Origin of the sequence: Variovorax sp. LjRoot290 (assembly GCF_964253985.1) — a bacterium.
In the GTDB taxonomy this organism is placed as follows: Bacteria; Pseudomonadota; Gammaproteobacteria; order Burkholderiales; family Burkholderiaceae_C; genus Variovorax.
In genome coordinates this window covers 2381690-2401394 of record NZ_CAXURW020000001.1, presented here as the reverse complement: position 1 = coordinate 2401394, position 19705 = coordinate 2381690, and the positions used below count along the sequence as shown (strand labels likewise).

Genomic DNA, 19705 nt, shown 5'->3' with positions numbered 1-19705 from the left:
CTATCGCCCGGTCATGTTCTCCGGCACCACCCAGGCATCGAACTGCTCCCCGGTCAGGTGACCTGAGGCTACCGCCGCCTCGCGCAGGCTCGTGCCTTCCTTGTGCGCCTTCTTCGCGATGAAGGCCGCCTTGTCGTAGCCGATGTGCGTGTTGAGTGCCGTCACCAGCATCAGCGAGCGCTGTACGAGTTCGGCGATGCGCTCGCGGTTGGGCTCGATGCCCACCGCGCAGTGGTCGTTGAAGCTCACCATGCCGTCGGCCAAAAGGCGCACGCTCTGCAGGAAGTTGTGCGCCACCATCGGGCGGAATACGTTGAGCTCGAAGTTGCCCGAGGCACCACCGATGTTGATCGCGACGTCGTTGCCCATCACCTGCGCCGCCAGCATCGTGACCGCCTCGCTCTGCGTCGGATTCACCTTGCCGGGCATGATCGACGAGCCCGGCTCGTTTTCGGGAATGCTCAGTTCGCCGATACCGCTGCGCGGGCCGCTCGCGAGCCAGCGCACGTCGTTGGCGATCTTCGTCATGCTCGCGGCCAGGGTCTTGAGCGCGCCGTGCGCATGCACCAGCCCATCGACCGAGGCCATGGCCTCGAACTTGTTCGGTGCGGTGACGAAAGACAGGCCGGTGAGCCTGGCAAGCTCGGCCGCCACCTGCTCGGCATAGCCCCTGGGCGCGTTGAGCCCGGTGCCGACCGCGGTGCCGCCCAGCGCCAGCTCGCACAGGTGCGGCAACGCGGCGCGCACGTGGGCTTCGCCGTGCGCGAGCTGCGCCACGTAGCCCGAGAATTCCTGGCCCAGCGTGAGCGGCGTCGCATCCTGCAGATGGGTGCGGCCGATCTTCACGATGTCGGCGAAGTCCTGCGATTTCTTTTCCAGCGTTCCGCGCAGCCTGGCGATGGCGGGCAACAGCCGGTTGGTGATCGCGTCGACCGCCGCCACGTGCATCGCGGTCGGGAACACGTCGTTCGAGGACTGGCTGCGGTTCACATCGTCGTTCGGATGCACGAGACGTCCTTCCCCGCGCTCGCCGCCCAGCAGCTCGCTCGCGCGGTTGGCCAGCACCTCGTTGACGTTCATGTTGGTCTGCGTGCCGGATCCGGTCTGCCACACGACCAGCGGGAACTCCTCGGGATGCGTGCCGGCGATGACTTCGTCGGCCGCAGCGACGATGGCCTTCGTCTTCGTCTCGTCCTGCAGGCCGAGCGCATGGTTGACCACTGCCGAGGCGCGCTTGACCTGCGCCAGGGCCTTGATGATCTCGCGCGGCTGCTGCTCGCCCGAGATGTCGAAGTTCTGCAGCGAGCGCTGGGTCTGCGCGCCCCAGAGCCTGTCTGCCGGTACTTCGATGGGGCCAAAGGTGTCGCGTTCGGTGCGTGTCTTCATGGGCGGGCCTGAGCTGTCAAAATGGAGGACCCGCCAGTATCCGTCCAAGCAAAAACCCCCATGACCACCACGATTCAACAAGCCGACCTGATCGAGTCGGTTGCCGCCGCGCTGCAATACATCAGCTACTACCACCCGACCGACTACATCGCCCACCTGGCCCGTGCCTACGAGCGCGAGCAAAGCCCGGCGGCCAAGGACGCGATGGCGCAGATCCTCACCAACAGCAAGATGAGCGCCACCGGCCAGCGCCCGATCTGCCAGGACACCGGCATCGTCAACGTCTTCCTCAAGGTCGGCATGGACGTGCGCTGGGGCGGCTTCACCGGCAGCCTCGACGACGCCATCAACGAAGGCGTGCGCCGCGGCTACAACCATCCCGACAACATGCTGCGCGCCTCGGTCGTGGCCGACCCGCAGTTCGATCGCAAGAACACGAAGGACAACACGCCGGCCGTGATCTTCACCGAGATCGTGCCGGGCAACACCGTCGAGGTGACGGTGGCCGCCAAGGGCGGCGGCAGCGAGAACAAGAGCAAGCTGGTGATGCTGAACCCCGGCGACAGCGTGGTCGACTGGGTGCTCAAGACCGTGCCCACCATGGGCGCCGGCTGGTGCCCGCCGGGCATGCTGGGCATCGGCATCGGCGGCACCGCCGAGAAGGCCGCCCTGCTCGCCAAGGAAAGCCTGATGGACGACCTCGACATGCACGAGCTGCTCGCCAAGAAGCGCTCCGGGGCCGAACTCGGCAAGGTGGAGGCGCTGCGCGTCGAGCTTTACGAGAAGGTCAATGCGCTCGGCATCGGCGCGCAGGGCCTGGGCGGCCTGGCCACCGTGCTAGACGTCAAGATCAAGATGTACCCCACGCACGCGGCGAGCAAGCCGGTGGCGATGATCCCGAACTGCGCGGCCACGCGCCATGCGCACTTCGTGCTCGACGGCTCGGGACCGGTGTACCTCGAAGCGCCCTCGCTGGACCTGTGGCCCAAGATCGAGTGGGCGCCCGACTACAACAAGAGCAAGCGCGTCGATCTCGACAAGCTCACGCCGGCCGAGGTCGCTAGCTGGAAGCCGGGCGACACCCTGCTGCTCAACGGCAAGATGCTCACCGGCCGCGATGCCGCACACAAGCGCATCGCCGACATGCTGGCCAAGGGCGAGAAGCTGCCGGTGGACTTCACCAACCGGGTGATCTACTACGTCGGCCCGGTCGATCCGGTCAAGGACGAGGCCGTGGGCCCGGCCGGCCCGACCACCGCCACGCGCATGGACGGCTTCACCGAGATGATGCTGGCGAAGACCGGCTTGATCGCAATGATCGGCAAGGCCGAGCGCGGGCCGGTCGCGATCGAGGCGATCAAGAAGCACCAGAGCGCCTACCTGATGGCGGTGGGCGGTGCCGCCTACCTGGTGAGCAAGGCGATCAAGACGGCCAAGGTGGTGGGCTTCGCCGATCTCGGCATGGAGGCGATCTACGAGTTCGACGTGGTGGACATGCCGGTCACGGTGGCAGTGGACGCCGGAGGCACCAGCGCCCACATCACCGGCCCGGCCGAGTGGCAGAAGCGCATCGCCAGCGGCGAGTTCAAGACCATCATGATGGAAGCCGCTTGAGCCACTTTCCGATCGGCGTGTTCGACAGCGGCGTCGGGGGGCTCTCGGTCCTCAACGCGCTGCGCGAGGAGCTGCCGCACGAGCGCTTCGTCTACTTCGCCGACACGGGCCATGCGCCCTATGGTGAGCGCGGCGATGCCTACGTGGCCGAGCGGACCCGCACGGTCGCGCGCTACCTGCTCGATCGGCATCGGATCAAGGCGCTGGTCGTCGCTTGCAATACCGCGACGGCGGCTGCCATCCATGAACTGCGGTCTTATCATCCGGCGCTGCCGCTGGTCGGTGTCGAACCGGCCCTCAAACCCGCGGTAGCGACGAGCCGCACCGGCCATATCGCGGTGATCGCGACCCGCGTGACCCTGGAAAGCCGCAAGTTCGAGACCTTGCACGCGTCGCTGGCCAAACAAGCGGTCTTCCGCATCGTTCCCTGCGACGGCCTGGCGGGCGCCATCGAGCGTTCCGACAGCGCCGAGATCGCGGCACTGAGCCAACGCTATCTGAGCGCGGCGGGCACGTTCGGCAGCGCACCGGGACAGATCGACACGCTGGTGCTGGGCTGCACCCATTACCCCTTCATCGCGGCCGAGTTGCGCCGCCATACCGGCGACACGGTGCACTTCATCGATACCGGCGCGCCGGTCGCGCAGCAGACGCGGCGGCTGCTGTCCCAGGCCGGGCAACTCGCCGAAGCAGACGACGGCGCCGTCGCACTCGTCAGCAGCGCTGCACCCGATGCGCTCGATGCCGCGGCCGCACGCTGGCTCACGCGCCCAGCCGGCCCTGCGACGACTGCCGGCGCATCGACGGCAACAAGCACCTGATCCTGTCCATGCGCGGCCGCCTGCTTCTCGCCCCGCTGCTGGCCGCCTTCTGCGTTGCCGGCCACGCCGCCTGCGATACCGGCCTTGCGGAGCGCATGCATGCCAAGCTGCATCCGAAGCGCCTGCTCGACCATGAACGCGCCGTGTGCCAGCCCTGGCGCGGCTTCGCGGGCCGCTTCATCGTGGTGCTGCCGATGCCGCGCCCATCGTCCGAACCGAACTTCACCGAGTTCGATCTCGACGTGCTCGTGGTGCAGCAGGCCGACAACGGCAACACCGAGCGTGCAACGGTCGTCAGCCGCTTGTTTCAGCCCGCAGCGCTGACCGAAGACGCGATCCGCATCGGCGAGATCAAGGTCGACACCGCGCGCTACGCGCTGGCCGGCGACGCGCGCGCATTCGGCGTGCGGGTCGTCCACCAGGGCTCGTCGCGTGCGAACCCGTACTCGAACGAAACGCTCACGCTCTACGTGCCGCAGGGCCCGAAGCTCGCCAAGGTGCTCGACGGGCTCGAGACGGCACTCGAGCGCGGCGAGTGGGACACCAACTGCGCCGGCAACTTCGAGACCGTGCGCGGCAGCCTGTCGATCGCGCGCAGCACGAGCAACGGCTATGCCGACCTGCTGCTGCGCCAGACCCGCACTCTAAGTCGCTCCAGCCCGCAGGGCGAAGAGTGCGTGACGCAGGAACGGCCGGCGAAGTTCACGTCGATGACGCTGCACTACGACGGGACGATCTACCGTGCCTCCAAGGGCACGGCTTCCGACTGAGACACTTCGCGCAGCGCAGCGGCGCGGCCGCGCCGCATGTCGATCGGTATCAACAGCAAGAGGCCGCCGACAAACAGCGCGGCGGTCGAGAGGATGGCGATGCGCTGGTTGCCCCCGGTCATCCACGTGATGGCGCCGTAGCTCAGCGGCCCGATGATGCCGGCCAGCCGCGTCGCGAAGGTCCAGAGCCCGAAGAATTCGGCGAGTTGGCGCGGCGGGGCCAGCACGCCGGTCATGGCGCGGCCGGCCGACTGGCTCGAACCCATCGCCAGGCCGGCGATGGATGCAGCCCACCAGAAGCCGCCCTTGGTCGTGACCGAGGCGGCGATCACGCACACGGCGATCCAGGCCACGAGCGCACCCGACAGCGCCCGCCGGTGGCCGATGCGATCCTGCAGGTAGCCGAAGCCGAAGGCACCGAGCGCGGCCGCGACGTTGAGCACGAAGATCAGCACCATGGTCTCGCTCGGGACGAAGCCAATCACCTGCTCGGCATAGATCGCCGCGAGCGTGATCGCCACCGCCACCCCACCCTGGTAGCAGACGGTACAGGCCAGGAGCCACATGAAGTCGCTGTAGGCGCGCGCCTCGCGGAAAGTGTGGCGCAGCTGCCGCCAGGCGCTCTGCCGCGCGCCGGCCGGCTGCGGCAGCGCACGCTCGGGCAGCAGCGCGAAGGTGGCGCAGGCCGCCGCGCCATAGAGCGCGGCCGTGATCAGCATCGCGACCGGCACGAAATGCGCGGCAGGCAATCCCTTGGCCTGCGCCGAGAGCACATAGGCCAGGCACAGGCCGAGCGAGAGCATGCCGCCGATGTAGCCGAAGGCCCAGCCCCAGCCGCTGACCTTGCCCATGCCCTCCGCCGTGGCGAGTTCCGGCAGGAAGGCGCCGGTCAGCGATTCGCCGTAAGAGTAGAAGGTGTTGGAGAAGATCACCAGGCCCATCGCCAAGGCCACCGCATACGGACCGCCGAGCTTCGGCGTGAGCGCAAGGGCCGCGGTGCCGAGCACACAGCCGGCAGTGACGATGGCCAGCAACCTCTTCTTGGCCGCATGCAGATCGGCCCAGGCGCCGATCGCCGGCATCGACAGCATCACGATCGCATAGGAAATGCTCAGCGCCGCCGTCCACGCGAAGGTGGCCCAGGGCTCGCCCTTGGCGATGCCGCCGACGAAGTAGGCAGCGAACACCGCCGTGATGACCACCGTGGTGTAGCCCGAGTTGGCGAAGTCGTACATCGCCCAGCCGAAGACTTCGCGCTTGCGCACGCCGGGACGGAGGGCAGATTGTGAAAACAAGGCCAAGCGACTCTCCTCGAACAGAAGGTCGCCGAGCATAGCGGAGCGGCTTGACCGCTCCGTGGCACGCTCTTGCTAGTGCAGGTGGCGCGGGCGGCGTCCGCCACCGTGGCCGCCCGTACCCGGACCACCGGTGCCGCCGCGGGGGCGCTTGCCGATCTCGAGCGAGTTCACGAGCGCATCGAAGCGGTCGCCGAAGAGCTTGTCGATTTCCGCCACCACGCCGCCGAGTTCGGAACCGTCGAAGTGGCGCTCCATGAGGTTGACCACGTCTTCCACCAGGAGGTCGCGCTGCACCTGCATGATCGCGGCCGGGTTCGGCCCCACGAAGAGCATGAGGAAGTCGTCGCGCGACTCTTCGTCGGGGTCGCCCTCTTCCTCGTCGAAATCGGTGTCGTAGAAAGTGACCTCGAGCGCAGCGCCTTGTTCGGCGAGCTCGTTGAGTGCCATGCACATCTCGTCGAGTGCTTGGCGGAAATCCTCATCGCCGGCGACCGTCCAGCAGATCTGGAGCATGTGCTCCTTCTGCTCGAAACGGATGCCCGGCTCTTCTTCGTAGACGCTGGTCGCGCCATCGGCCAGCGACTTGGCGCCGGCATATTTCCAGAGTGGACTGAGCGCTTCCTGGATCTGCTCGAAGCTCACATCGGAGCGCAGCGGCACATCGCCGTGCACATGGATTTCGAACGGAGCGTTGTAGCGAGGCATGTCATTGCTCCCTTGTATGTGATGGTGCCCGGAACCGGGGTCGAACCGGTACGCCCCTTATGCAGGAAGCGGCGGATTTTAAGTCCGATGTGTCTACCAATTTCACCATCCGGGCGGCCGGGCAGATATGCACGATACCCGAAACGAAAACAGCCCCGGCAACGATGGTTGGTGGGGCTGTCGGATCGATATCGATATGGATGGAGGCGCGACCCGGAGTCGAACCGGGCTAGACGGATTTGCAATCCGTTGCATAACCGCTTTGCTATCGCGCCCTGCTGTTTGAACTCGCGAAAAAAAGGGAAGCCCGAAGCTTCCCTTTTTCAAAACTGGAGCGGGAAAAGAGTCTCGAACTCTCGACCTCAACCTTGGCAAGGTTGCGCTCTACCAACTGAGCTATTCCCGCGTTTCGAGCCTCGAATTATATAGTATTTTTTCGAGGTCCCGCAAGTCTCGCGACTCAATGTTTGACTGAACCTTCCGCGGGTTGCGAGCCGCGCTGTTTCGCGAGCTCGGCCACGGCCGCTGCAGAGGCTGCGACCTCTTCATCGGACAAGGGCGTGGGCGTCTTTTCGAGCGCGATCTCGAGCACCTTGTCGATCCACTTCACGGGCACGATCTCGAGGCCGTTCTTCACGTTCTCCGGAATGTCTTGCAGGTCCTTCGCGTTCTCTTCGGGAATCAGCACGGTCTTGATGCCGCCGCGCAATGCGGCCAAGAGCTTTTCCTTCAGGCCGCCGATGGCCGTGACCTCGCCGCGCAGCGTGATCTCGCCGGTCATCGCGACGTCGCCGCGCACCGGGATGCCGGTGAGCGCCGAAACGAAGGCCGTCGTCATCGCAGCGCCTGCGCTGGGGCCGTCCTTCGGCGTTGCGCCATCGGGCACGTGGATATGGATGTCGCGCTTCTCGAAGACCTCGTCCTTGATGCCGAGGCGCCGTGCGCGGCTGCGCACCACCGTGCGCGCGGCCTCGACCGATTCCTTCATCACGTCGCCGAGCGAACCGGTGCGGCTGATGACGCCCTTGCCGGGCATCGTGACCGCTTCGATCGTCAGCAGATCGCCGCCCACTTCGGTCCACGCAAGGCCGACCACCTGGCCCACCTGGTTCTGCTTTTCGGCCAGGCCGAAGCTGTACTTGCGCACGCCGAGGAAGTCATTCAGGTTCTTGCCTTCGACGATGACCTTGGGCGTCATCTTCTTGAGCAGCAGCCCCTTGACCACCTTGCGGCAGATCTTCGAGAGCTCGCGCTCGAGCGAGCGCACGCCGGCTTCGCGCGTGTAGTAGCGCACGATGTCGCGCACGGCTTCTTCGGTGATCAGGAGTTCTTCTTCCTTCACGCCGTTGTTCTTCATCTGCTTGGGCAGCAAGTACTTCAGCGCGATGTGCGTCTTCTCGTCTTCGGTGTAGCCCGCGAGGCGGATGACTTCCATCCGGTCGAGCAGCGCCGGCGGGATGTTCATCGAATTCGAAGTCGCGACGAACATCACGTCGGAGAGGTCGAAGTCGACCTCGACGTAGTGGTCGCCGAAGGTATGGTTCTGCTCGGGGTCGAGCACTTCCAACAGCGCGCTCGACGGGTCGCCGCGAAAGTCGGTGCCCAGCTTGTCGATCTCGTCGAGCAGGAACAGCGGATTGCGCGTGCCGACCTTGTTCAAGCTCGACAGCACCTTGCCCGGCAGCGCGCCGATGTAGGTGCGGCGATGGCCGCGGATCTCGGCCTCGTCACGCATGCCGCCCAGCGCCATGCGCGTGTACTTGCGGCCGGTCGCCTTGGCGATCGACTGCCCGAGCGAGGTCTTGCCCACGCCCGGCGGGCCGACCAGGCACAGGATCGGGGCCTTCACCTTGTCGACGCGTTGCTGGACCGCGAGATATTCGAGGATGCGGTCCTTGACCTTCTCGAGCCCGTAGTGGTCTTCGTTGAGCACCTCTTCGGCGTGCGCGAGGTCGTGCTTGATCTTGGTCTTCTTGCTCCACGGCAGGCCGATCAGCACGTCGATGTAGTTGCGCACCACGGTCGCCTCGGCCGACATCGGCGACATCAGCTTGAGCTTCTTGAGTTCGCCCTCGGCCTTCTTGAGCGCTTCCTTGGGCATCTTGGCGAGCTTGATCTTCTTCTCGATCTCCTCGATGTCCGCGCCCTCCTCGCCTTCGCCGAGCTCCTTCTGGATCGCCTTGACCTGCTCGTTGAGGTAGAAGTCGCGCTGGTTCTTCTCCATCTGGCGCTTCACGCGGCCGCGGATCTTCTTGTCGACGTTGAGGATGTCGACCTCGCGCTCCAGCTGCCCGTACAGGTTCTCGAGCCGCGACTTGATGTCGGCCAGGTCGAGCACCGCCTGCTTGTTGTCGAGCTTGAGCGGCAGGTGGGCGGCGATGGTGTCGGCCAGGCGGCCCGGATCGTCGATGCTCGAGATCGAAGTCAGGATCTCGGGCGGGATCTTCTTGTTGAGCTTCACGTACTGGTCGAACTGCTGCATCACCGCGCGGCGCAGCGCCTCGACCTCGGTGCCCTTCTGAGCGGCGGCCTCGACCACTTCCACCGGCGTCACGTTGGCCGAGAAGTGGGTTTCGCCGTCGTCGATGCGGTTGACGCGCGCGCGCTGCTGGCCTTCGACCAGCACTTTGACCGTGCCATCGGGCAGCTTCAGCATCTGCAGGATGGTCGAGATGCAGCCGACCTCGAACATGTCCTCGACCGAGGGCTCGTCCTTGGCGGCGGCCTTTTGCGCCACCAGCATGATGCGGCGCTCCGCTTCCATCGCGAGCTCGAGCGCCTTGATGCTTTTCGGGCGACCGACGAACAGCGGAATCACCATGTGGGGGAAGACGACCACATCGCGCAACGGAAGCAGCGGCAGGTCGAGTTCGGTGGCAGGCAGGGGGGTATGACCGGACATGGGAATCCTTTACTTGATCATGGAAAGATGGTCGGCCACGCGCGCTTTTCAAGCCCGCGGGCACGGTAATCGCCGAAGACGCCGGTCGCCTGTATCGGAGGAGCCGGCCAGGAAGTCACTCAGTCAGGCCTTCTTGGCCGCCTCGCGGTACACGAGGAGCGGTGGCTTGTTTTCGTCGATTGTCGATTCTTCGACCACGACCTTGTCGACGTTGGTGGCATTCGGCAGTTCGAACATGGTGTCGATCAACGACTGCTCCAGGATCGAGCGCAATCCACGCGCGCCGGTCTTGCGGGCCAGCGCCTTGCGAGCGATGGCCTTGAGCGCCGTCGGACGAATCTCGAGGTCGACGCCTTCCATCTGCAGCAGCTTGGTGAACTGCTTGACCACGGCGTTCTTCGGCTCGGTCAGGATCTGCACCAGCGCGTCTTCGCTGAGCTCGGCCAGCGAGGCCACGACCGGCATGCGGCCGACGAGCTCGGGAATCAGGCCGAACTTGATCAGGTCTTCGGGTTCGACCTCGCGGAACACCTCGGTGATGCTGCGCTGCTTCTTGCTCTTGACCGAGGCGCCGAAGCCGATGCCCGAGGCCTCGGTGCGGTTCTCGATCACTTTTTCGAGCCCGGCGAAAGCGCCGCCGCAGATGAACAGGATGTTGGTCGTGTCGATCTGCAGGAAATCCTGGTTGGGATGCTTGCGCCCGCCCTGCGGCGGTACGCTGGCCATGGTGCCTTCGATCAGCTTGAGCAAGGCCTGCTGCACGCCCTCGCCCGACACGTCGCGCGTGATCGAGGGGTTGTCGGATTTGCGCGAGATCTTGTCGATCTCGTCGATGTAGACGATGCCGCGCTGGGCGCGCTCGACCTCGTAGTTGCAGCTCTGCAGCAGCTTCTGGATGATGTTCTCGACGTCTTCGCCCACGTAGCCGGCCTCGGTCAGCGTGGTGGCGTCGGCCATCACGAAGGGCACGTCGAGCATGCGCGCGAGGGTCTGGGCCAGCAGGGTCTTGCCCGAGCCCGTGGGGCCGATCAGAAGGATGTTGCTCTTGCTGAGCTCGACGTCGTCGCCCTTGGCCTTGTCCTTGTGGCGCAGGCGCTTGTAGTGGTTGTAGACCGCGACCGACAACATGCGCTTGGCCGGCTCCTGGCCGATCACGTAGTTGTCGAGGTTGGCCTTGATCTCCGACGGGGTCGGCAGGTCGCTGCGCGCCTCGCGCGCCTCTTCGCCGGCGGGCAGCTCGTCGCGGATGATCTCGTTGCAGAGATCGATGCACTCGTCGCAGATGAAAACCGACGGTCCTGCGATCAGCTTCTTGACCTCGTGCTGACTCTTCCCGCAGAACGAGCAATAAAGCGTTTTTTCGCTGGAGGAGCCTTTTTTCTCGGCCATGGACAGATGCCTCGTAACAGGGGTTTAACAATGATAGCGAAGATGAAAGCCCCCCGAACCGGCGAACACCGGAACAAAAACGGCGCTTTCCACACGGAAAGCGCCGTTTTTTCCTGGGCGCCTCGGCGCCGGGGTACCTTAACTGCGCTTGGCGATCACCTGATCGATCAGTCCGTATTCCTTGGATTCGTCGGCCGTCAGGAAGTAGTCGCGCTCGGTGTCGCGGGCGATCTTCTCGAACGACTGGCCGGTGCGCTCGGCCAGGATGCGGTTCATCTGCTCGCGCGTCTTCAGGATGTCGCGGGCATGGATCTCGATGTCGGTGGCCTGGCCGCGGGCGCCGCCCAGCACCTGGTGGATCATGATCTTGGAGTTGGGCAGCGAGAAACGCTTGCCCTTCTCGCCGGCTGCCAGCAGGAAGGCGCCCATGCTGGCCGCGAAGCCGATGCACAGGGTGGACACGTCGGGTTTGATGAACTGCATGGTGTCGTAGATCGCCATGCCGGCGCTCACGCTGCCACCCGGGGAATTGATGTAGAACGAAATGTCCTTGTCCGGGTTTTCACTCTCGAGGAACAGCAGCTGCGCCACCACCAGGTTGGCGGTCTGATCGTTGACCTCGCCGACCAGGAAGATCACCCGCTCCTTGAGCAACCGCGAATAAATGTCGTAGGACCGCTCGCCGCGACCCGATTGCTCGATGACCATCGGAATCATGCCGAGGCCCTGAATTTCCTGTGCGCTCATGTTTTGCTCTCCAGAGAGGGGTTGTACTGTACCCAGACGAAATGGGGCTCGCGCATCAAAGCACAAGCCCCATGGGAACGCAGCGAACCGGCGTTCAGCCTTGCTGGGCCATCAGTTCGTCGAAGGACACCGGCTTGGCGTTGACCTTGGCCTTGCCGAGCACGAAATCCGTGACATTGTTCTCGATCACCACCGCCTCGACCTCCGCCAGGCGGCGGTTGTCGCTGAAGTACCAGCGCACCACGTCGGCCGGCTTCTCGTAGCTGGCGGCCAGCTCGTCGATGTGGGCCTTGATCTGCTCGGGCTTGGCCTGCAGGTTGTTGGCGCGCACGAGTTCGGCCACCACCAGGCCCAGGCGCACGCGGCGCTCGGCCTGCGGGCGGAACATGTCGTCGGGGATCGGGGCCTTGTCGGCATCCTTGATGCCGCGCTGCTTGAGCTCGGCGCGGGCGCCTTCGACCATGCGGTCGACTTCGGCCTGCACGCTGGACTTGGGCAGATCGAGTTCGGCGTTGGCGATCAGCGCGTCCATTACCGCGGTCTTGTTGCGGGCCAGCAGGCGGAACTTGACCTCGCGCTCGAGGTTGCGCTTGATGTCGGCGCGCAGGCCTTCGACCGTGGCGTCGGCGATGCCGAGCGACTTGGCGAGCTGCTCGTTGACTTCGGGCAGGTGCGAAGCCTCGACCTTCTTCACGGTGACCATGAAGTCGGCCTGCTTGCCGGCCACGTCCTTGCCGTGGTAGTCGGCCGGGAAGGAGAGCGGGAAGGTACGGCTGTCGCCGGCCTTCAGGCCGCGCACGGCATCTTCGAACTCCTTGAGCATCTGGCCTTCGCCGACGATGAACTGGAAGTCCTCGGCCTTGCCGCCCTGGAAGGTCTCGCCGTCGATCTTGCCTTCGAAGTCGACCGTCACGCGGTCGCCGTCCTGCACGGCCGCGTCCTGCGCGCGCTGCGCGAAGGTGCGGCGCTGCTTGCGCAGGATCTCGAGCGTCTTGTCGATCGCGTCGTCACCCACTTCGGCGCTGAGCTTTTCGACTTCGGCGTTGGCCAGGTCGTTGATCTTGACGTCCGGGAAGACCTCGAACACCGCGTCGAAGGCGAGCTGGCCTTCGGGCGACTCTTCCTTCTCGGTGATGCGCGGCTGGCCGGCCACGCGCAGCTTGGCCTCGTTGGCCGCCTGCGAGAAGGCCTCGCCGACCTTGTCGTTCATGACTTCGTAGTGGACCGAGTAGCCGTAGCGCTGGGCCACGACGTTCATCGGCACCTTGCCCGGACGGAAGCCGTCCATCTTGACGGTGCGGGCCAGCTTCTTGAGGCGCGAATCGACCTCGGACTGGATGGTGCCGACAGGCAAGGTCAGCGTGATCTTGCGTTCGAGCTTGTCGAGGGTTTCAACGTTCACGGTCATTTGAATCTTCCTTGAGAGGGTCTTGTGCTGGTGCGCGGGGCCGGACTCGAACCGGCACGTTCTTGCGAACGTCAGGACCTAAACCTGGTGCGTCTACCAATTTCGCCACCCGCGCGGTTCCAGTTTTTCAGGTGATGAATACCGAAGGCGGCCCGGAGGCCGCCTTCGGTCATTCGCGGCGGGCGGCCTGTGAGGCCTCCCGCCTGAAATCGGTCAACCGCGTATTTTAAGCGCGAACCAGGGCCTCTTCGGCCTCATCGGCCGGCCTGGGCTCGTCGCGCTTGACGCGGAACCAGGCCGCGTACATCGCCGGCAGCGCCAGCAGGGTGAGCACGGTGGCCACGATGAGCCCGCCCATGATCGCCACCGCCATCGGCCCCCAGAACACGCTGCGCGACAGCGGGATCATCGCCAGCACGGCCGCCGCGGCGGTCAGCACGATCGGCCGCAGGCGCCTGACTGCCGATTCGACGATCGCGTCCCAGGTCGGCACGCCGGCTTCCCGATCGCTTTCGATCTGGTCGATCAGGATCACGGCGTTGCGCTGGATCATCCCCATCAGCGCGATCACGCCCAGAAGCGCCACGAAGCCGAAAGGCCGGTTCAGCACCAGCAGCGCACCCGCCACGCCGGCGATGCCGAGCGGGCCGGTGACGAACACCAGCATCGAGCGGCTGAAGCTGTGCAGCTGCAGCATCAGGAGCGTGAAGACCAGGAACAGCATGATCGGCACGCCCGTCACGATCGAGGCCGAACCCTTGCTGCTCTCCTCCACCGCGCCCGCCACCTCGATGCGGTAGGCGCCTTGGCCGTCGGCGTGCCATTTGGCTTCGAGCTTGCGCAGCGCCGGCAGCAGTTGCTCGGTGACGGTCGCGCCCTGCAGGCCTTCGATGATGTCGCCCTGGACGGTGATCGCGTAGTCGCGGTTCTCGCGCCACATCACGCCGGGCTCCCAGCTGAACACCGGCCGCGCGATCTGCGTCAGCGGGATCGAGCGGCCCGAGCTCGTGGGCAGGTAGGCGTTGCCGATGTCCGAGATCGCCTCGCGCTCGTCCGGCGACTGGCGCAGCACGATGTCGATCAAGAGGTCGTTCTCACGGTACTGGCCGACATTCGTGCCGCTGAACATGGTGCGCGAAGCCTGCGCGATGGCCTGACTGGTGACGCCGAGCGCACGCGCCTTGTCCTGGTCGATCTCGAGCTTGATCACCTTGACCGATTCGTTCCAGTTGTCGTTGACGCCGCGCATGTTGGCGTTCTCGCGCATCACGGCTTTGACCTCGTCGGCATGGATGCGCAATTGCTGCGGCTCGGTTCCGACCACGCGGAACTGGACCGGGTACGCCACCGGAGGCCCGTTGGGCAGCAGCTTCACGCGGCCGCGCACCTCGGGGAACTCCTCGGCCAGCAAGGCCGGCAGCTTGAGGCGCAGCGTCTCGCGGTATTTCAGGTCCTTGGCCAGCAGGATCAGCTGCGAGACGTTGGTCTGCGGGAACACCTGGTCGAGCGGCAGGTAGAAGCGCGGCACGCCGGAGCCGACCCAGGTGCTGACGGTGGTGACGCCCTCTTCCTTCAGCAGGCGCTGTTCGACCCGCTTGGCCACCTCTTCGTTGGCCGCGAAAGACGTGCCTTCGGGGAACCACAGGTCGACCATGATCTCGGGCCGGCTGGAATCGGGAAAGAACTGCTGCTGCACCTTGCCCATGCCGACAATGCCGAGCGCGAAGATCAGCAAGGTGGCGCCGATGGTCAGCCAGCGATGCTTCACGCACCAGTTCACGGTGTGCCGGAAGGTGTTGTAGAAGGGCGTGTCGAAGAGCTCGTGCGGCCCTTCGCCAAGCTCAGGATGACCGGATGATGGGTGCGGCTTCACCTTGAGCAGCAGCGTGCCGAGATAGGGCACGAAGTACACCGAGACGATCCAGCTCAGCACCAGCGCGATCACCGTCACCGCGAAGATCGCAAAGGTGTATTCGCCGGTCACCGACTTCGCGATGCCGATCGGCAGGAAGCCCGCGGCCGTGATCAGGGTGCCGGTCAGCATCGGCTTGGCCGTGACGTCGTAGGCGAAGGTGGCGGCACGCACCTTGTCGTAGCCCTCCTCCATCTTCCGCACCATCATCTCGACCGCGATGATCGCGTCGTCCACCAGCAGGCCGAGCGCGATGATCAGCGAGCCGAGCGAGATCTTGTGCAACCCGATGCCGAAGTAGTTCATCGCCAGGAAGGTCACGGCCAGCACCAGCGGAATGGTGATCGCCACCACCAGCCCGGGCCGGATGTCGATGTACCAGCCGAAGCGCCCGCCCTTGTGCAGGCCGAGCGCGACGAAGCTGACGGCCAGCACGATCGCCACCGCCTCGATCAGCACGCTCACGAACTCGTTGACCGATCTGGAGACCGCCACCGGCTGGTTCTGCACCTGCGCCAGCGTCACGCCGGCCGGCAGCCGCCTGTCGATCTCGGCGGTGGCGACGCGCAGCGCCTTGCCGAGCGCGATGATGTCGCCGCCCTTGCCCATCGAGACGCCGAGCGCGATCACCTCTTTGCCCTGGTGCCGCACCTTGACCGCCGGCGGATCGACGTAGGCCCGGTGGATCTCCGCAATGTCGCCGAGCCGCATCTGGTTGCCCGAGCTGCCGCGGATCGGCATCGCGCGCAGCTGCTCCACGCTCGTGAACTGGCCGCCCACGCGCACCTGCACCACATCCTGCGGCGACTGGATCGTGCCGGCGCTCTCAATCGCGTTCTGCGATCCGATCTGCGCCAGCACCGCGTTGAAATCGAGCCCCAGCTGCGCCACGCGCTTCTGCGAGACCTCGATGAAGACCTTCTCGTCCTGGACGCCGAACTGCTCGACCTTGGCCACGTCCTTCACGCGCAGGAGTTGCTGGCGCACGTCGTCGGCAAAAGTCTTGAGCTCGGCGTAGCTGAAGCCATCGCTCTCCAGCGCGTAGATCACGCCGTACACGTCGCCGAAGTCGTCGTTGAAGAAGGGCCCCTGGATGCCGGCCGGCAGGGTGCCGCGCATGTCGGCGATCTTCTTGCGCACCGTGTACCAGACGTTCGCGACATCGCCCGGCCGCGACGAATCCTTGATCTGGAAAATGATCTGCGACTCGCCCGGCTTCGAATAGCTGCGGATCTTGTCGGCGTAGGGCGCTTCCTGCAGCGTGCGCTCGAGCTTGTCGGTCACCTGCTCGGCCACCTGCTGCGCGGTCGCGCCCGGCCAGTAGGTGCGCACCACCATCGCGCGAAAGGTGAAGGGCGGGTCCTCGTCCTGGCCGAGCTGGAAGTAGGCCGCGAAGCCCAACACCATCAGCACCAGCATCAGGTAGCGCGTGAGCGCGGCGTGCTCGAGCGCCCATTTCGAGAGATTGAAGCCGGCCTTGCCGGCAGCTGCGGTCTGCTGCGACGTCATGGCGGCGTCCTCAGCGGGTGGCAACCGGAGCCGCCGCTGGCGCCTGCACGTTGACGGCCTCACGCAGCGGATTGGCCGGCGCGGCCGTCTTCTCCCTGTAGATCGAGACCTTCTGGCCCGGCGACAGCACGTGCACGCCCGCGACCACCACCGTCGTGCCCGGCGTGATGCCGGCGGCGATCACCGCTTCGTTGCCGTCCGCCGTGGCCACCTGCACCGGCTGCGAGCGCACCGTCATGCTGCTCTTGTCGAGCACCCAGACCGCGCTGCCCTGCCCTTCCTGGCGCAAGGCGCTGGTCGGCAGCTTGAGCACCGGGGTGCCGGTGCGCGACAGCGCCTGCGGCCGCGCATAGACGGTGGCACCCAGCGCGGGCGCGGTGGCGGCATCGATCGCGACCTTGACGCTGTAGGTGCGGGTCACCGCGTCGGCGCTGGCCGCCACTTCGCGCACCTTGCCTTCCATCTCGGCGCCGCCCGCCCAGCCGCGCACCGTGACGGGCGACCCCGGCTTGACCAGCGCGGCGCGGTCTTCCGGCACCGCGAACACCACATCGCGCGCGCCGTCCTGTGCGATGCGCACGACCGGCGTGCCGGCCGACACCACCTGGCCCGGCTCGGCCTCGATCGCCGTGATGATGCCCGGCACGTCGGCCACCAGCGTCGTGTAGTTGGCCTGGTTGCCTTGCGATGCGAGCTGGGCCTGCGCCTGCTCGAGCTGCGCCTGGGCGGCCTTGTAGGTGGTTTCGCGCCGCTCCAGTTCCGCCGCGCTGATGAAGTTCTGCTCGCGCAAGCCGCGGTAGCGCTTGAGGTCCGCCTCGGCCAGGTCGCGGTTGGTCAGGGCCCCGGCCTGCTGCGCGCGGGCGGCATCGGCGGCCAGCCGGTAGTCCTGCGGATCGAGCTGCGCCAGCACCTGTCCGGCCTGCACATGCTGGCCGAGCTCGGCCTGGCGGCGCGTGATCTTGCCGGCCACCCGGAAGCCGAGCCGGGAGTCGACGCGGGCCCGCACCTCGGCCGAGAACTCGGGCTCGGTGCCATAGGCGCTGGTGCCCACCGTCATCACCTTGACGGCGCGCAGGGGCTCCTCAGCGGCCGGCGGGCGGGAACAGCCGGCGAGCGCCAGGGCGGCGAGCAACAAGAGGCTGGCGGAACGAAAAACGGGGGAGGCGGACGCGGTCATGGAACACCCTAGAAAAGACAAACGGGGTCATTAATGACCAGCCGGTTAGTAATCTAGGGTAAACGAGAACCCGTGTCAATCACGGCCGCCGTCGGGGGCCCATTTACGTTCGTTGTCCCAGCTCGACCAATCTGTTGCCGGGGATTTCGAAATAGTCCGACGCACGCCCCGCATTGCGCTGCAGCCAGCCGAACAAAGCCCGGCGCACGGGATTCATGCCCGGCAGCGGCTTGTCGCCCAGCGAGGCGCGCGAGACGAAGTACGAGGTGCTCATCGATTCGCAGGCCAGCCCCTGCTGGTACGCCAGGATGCGGATGAATTCGGGCACGTCGGGCCGCTCCATGAAGCCATGGCGCGCGGTCACGACCCACACGCCATGCCCGAGCGAGCGGGCCTCGATGCGCTGCCGCGCGTCGACCCGCGGCGTGTGGCAGGCCAGCACGCGCAGCACGATCACCTGCTCGTGCAGCACCTGGTTGTGCTTGAGGTTGTGCAGCAGCGCATGCGGCACCGCGTCTGCGTCCGAATTCAGGAACACCGCGGTGCCTCGCACCCGATGCGGCATGTTGGCGGCAAGCGATTCGACGAAGGGCTCGAGCGGCATGCTCTGCGCCGCGGCAGCCTCGAGCCCCAGGCGCCGCCCCTTGGCCCAGGTGGTGAACAACACCATCACGAGCACCGCCACCGCCAGCGTGAGCCAGCCGCCGTCGAAGACCTTGAGGCTGTTGGCGACGACGAAGGTGATGTCGATCACCGCGAAGGCCAGCACGCCGACCACGACCGCGACACGGTTCCAGCGCCAGAGCCGGTAGGCGACCACGCCGGCCAGCAGCGTGGTCGTCACCATCGTGATCGACACCGCGATGCCGTAGGCCGCCGACAACGCGCTCGATGTGCGAAAGCCCAGCACCAGCAGCAGCACGCCCGCCATCAGCAGCCAGTTGACAACGGGCACATAGACCTGGCCGATCGACTCTCCGGATGTCTGCACCACGCGCATGCGCGGCAGGTAGCCCATGCGCATCGCCTGGGTGGTGAGCGAGAAGGCGCCCGAGATCACGGCCTGCGATGCGATCACCGTCGCCATCGCGGCCAGCACCACCATCGGCAGCACGCCCCACGCGGGGAACAGCCGGAAGAAAGGGTTGTCGATCGCGGCCGGATTCGCGAGCACCAGCGCGCCCTGCCCGAAGTAGTTGAGCACCAGCCCGGGCATGGCGATGAAGAGCCAGGCCAGCCGGATCGGCCGGGCGCCGAAATGCCCCATGTCGGCATAGAGCGCTTCGCCACCGGTGAAAGCCAGGAACACCGCGCCCAGCACCGCCAGCGACTGCGCGCGGTGCGAGACGAGAAAGCCGATGGCATGGCGCGGATCGAGCGCCGCCAGCACCTGCGGCTGCTGCAGCACCTGCCACAGACCCGCCGCCGCGAGCACCGCGAACCACAGCAGCATCACCGGCCCGAAGACCTTGCCGACCACGCCCGTGCCCTTGCGCTGCACCCAGAACAGACCGACGAGGATCGCGATCGTGATCGGGATCACGAAGGGCTTGAGCCCGTGCGCCTGCACCTCCAGGCCCTCGACCGCCGACAGCACCGAGATGGCCGGCGTGATCAGGCAATCGCCGTAGAACATCGCGGCGCCCACGAGGCCCAGCAGGCCGACCATCAGCCAGACCCAGGGCCGCGTGGCCGGGCCGGCGACCGCATTGCGCGCCAGCGCCTGCAGCGCGAGGATGCCGCCTTCGCCGTCGTGGTCGGCGCGCAGCACGAACACCACGTACTTCAGCGTCACCACGAAGGTCAGGCCCCAGAACACCAGCGACAGCAGGCCCAGCACCGCGTCCGGCGTCAGCGGCACGCCATGGTCGGGGTTCAGCGTCTCCTTGAAGGCATAGAGCGGCGAGGTCCCAATGTCGCCGAAGACCACGCCCAGCGCGGCGATCAGAAGAACAGGCCCACCCTTGGCATAGGCGGCAGGCTCCGTGGGACTCAAGGTCTGCGCGGAAGAGGTCATGGTGCGGTGTGCGAGCGGTGGCGCGACGATGGTACTGCGCGGTACACGAC

The 19705-nt window shown here is 66.1% G+C and carries 13 protein-coding genes and 4 tRNA genes; 3 read left to right on the top strand and 14 right to left on the bottom strand.

Annotated elements, in window-relative coordinates; genetic code table 11:
• The gene (fumC, locus tag ACSQ9A_RS12070; RefSeq protein WP_436303817.1) at positions 1 to 1386 is read right to left on the bottom strand and encodes a class II fumarate hydratase; all 1386 of its coding nucleotides are present in this window, start codon (positions 1384 to 1386) and stop codon (positions 1 to 3) included.
• Between the two features lie 60 nt (positions 1387 to 1446).
• Between fumC and ACSQ9A_RS12065 the strand changes: the two genes are divergently transcribed.
• Genes ACSQ9A_RS12065 through ACSQ9A_RS12055 form a run of 3 tightly spaced genes read left to right on the top strand, consistent with a single transcriptional unit; the run spans position 1447 to position 4591 of the window.
• Positions 1447 to 3000 carry a fumarate hydratase gene (locus ACSQ9A_RS12065; RefSeq protein WP_436303816.1) on the top strand — a complete coding sequence of 518 codons (1554 nt, stop codon included), beginning with the start codon at positions 1447 to 1449 and terminating at the stop codon, positions 2998 to 3000.
• A complete protein-coding gene (murI, locus tag ACSQ9A_RS12060; protein ID WP_436303815.1) occupies positions 2997 to 3821 on the top strand; it encodes a glutamate racemase in 825 nt (274 codons plus the stop codon). The genes ACSQ9A_RS12065 and murI overlap by 4 nt, the downstream gene beginning before the upstream one ends.
• Before the next feature lie 8 nt (positions 3822 to 3829).
• Positions 3830 to 4591 (top strand): hypothetical protein, encoded by a 762-nt coding sequence (locus ACSQ9A_RS12055; RefSeq protein WP_436292518.1) that lies wholly within the window; start codon positions 3830 to 3832, stop codon positions 4589 to 4591.
• Here the strand turns inward: ACSQ9A_RS12055 and ACSQ9A_RS12050 are convergent.
• From ACSQ9A_RS12050 to ACSQ9A_RS11990, 13 genes are all read right to left on the bottom strand, one after another.
• Entirely contained in the window at positions 4558 to 5892 is a 1335-nt protein-coding gene (locus ACSQ9A_RS12050) for an MFS transporter (RefSeq protein WP_436303814.1), read from the bottom strand. The genes ACSQ9A_RS12055 and ACSQ9A_RS12050 overlap by 34 nt on opposite strands.
• Positions 5893 to 5961: 69 nt before the next feature.
• Positions 5962 to 6594, bottom strand: coding sequence for a DUF6806 family protein (locus tag ACSQ9A_RS12045; RefSeq protein ID WP_436303813.1), 633 nt, complete (start codon positions 6592 to 6594; stop codon positions 5962 to 5964).
• A 22-nt stretch (positions 6595 to 6616) separates the two neighbouring features.
• Positions 6617 to 6709: transfer RNA gene (locus tag ACSQ9A_RS12040), tRNA-Leu, on the bottom strand.
• 86 nt (positions 6710 to 6795) lie between these two features.
• Positions 6796 to 6869: transfer RNA gene (locus ACSQ9A_RS12035), tRNA-Cys, on the bottom strand.
• A gap of 55 nt (positions 6870 to 6924) precedes the next feature.
• Positions 6925 to 7000 (bottom strand) — tRNA-Gly (locus tag ACSQ9A_RS12030).
• 54 nt (positions 7001 to 7054) lie between these two features.
• Complete coding sequence (gene lon / locus ACSQ9A_RS12025; protein ID WP_436303812.1) at positions 7055 to 9496, bottom strand: endopeptidase La; 2442 nt, start codon at positions 9494 to 9496, stop codon at positions 7055 to 7057.
• A 123-nt stretch (positions 9497 to 9619) separates the two neighbouring features.
• On the bottom strand, positions 9620 to 10885 hold the full coding sequence (clpX, locus tag ACSQ9A_RS12020; protein ID WP_093109182.1) for an ATP-dependent Clp protease ATP-binding subunit ClpX: 1266 nt from the start codon (positions 10883 to 10885) through the stop codon (positions 9620 to 9622).
• 138 nt (positions 10886 to 11023) lie between these two features.
• Positions 11024 to 11632 carry an ATP-dependent Clp endopeptidase proteolytic subunit ClpP gene (gene clpP, locus ACSQ9A_RS12015; RefSeq protein WP_093109181.1) on the bottom strand — a complete coding sequence of 203 codons (609 nt, stop codon included), beginning with the start codon at positions 11630 to 11632 and terminating at the stop codon, positions 11024 to 11026.
• A gap of 94 nt (positions 11633 to 11726) precedes the next feature.
• Positions 11727 to 13040: a trigger factor gene (tig, locus tag ACSQ9A_RS12010; RefSeq protein ID WP_093109180.1), complete on the bottom strand. Its 1314-nt coding sequence runs from the start codon at positions 13038 to 13040 to the stop codon at positions 11727 to 11729.
• A 28-nt stretch (positions 13041 to 13068) separates the two neighbouring features.
• Positions 13069 to 13155, bottom strand: a tRNA-Leu gene (locus ACSQ9A_RS12005).
• A gap of 111 nt (positions 13156 to 13266) precedes the next feature.
• Positions 13267 to 16461 carry an efflux RND transporter permease subunit gene (locus ACSQ9A_RS12000; protein WP_436303811.1) on the bottom strand — a complete coding sequence of 1065 codons (3195 nt, stop codon included), beginning with the start codon at positions 16459 to 16461 and terminating at the stop codon, positions 13267 to 13269.
• A 10-nt stretch (positions 16462 to 16471) separates the two neighbouring features.
• Entirely contained in the window at positions 16472 to 17638 is a 1167-nt protein-coding gene (locus ACSQ9A_RS11995; protein WP_436292516.1) for an efflux RND transporter periplasmic adaptor subunit, read from the bottom strand.
• Positions 17639 to 17741: 103 nt separating this feature from the next.
• Positions 17742 to 19655 carry a potassium transporter Kup gene (locus ACSQ9A_RS11990; protein WP_436303810.1) on the bottom strand — a complete coding sequence of 638 codons (1914 nt, stop codon included), beginning with the start codon at positions 19653 to 19655 and terminating at the stop codon, positions 17742 to 17744.
• Positions 19656 to 19705: the final 50 nt, after the last annotated feature.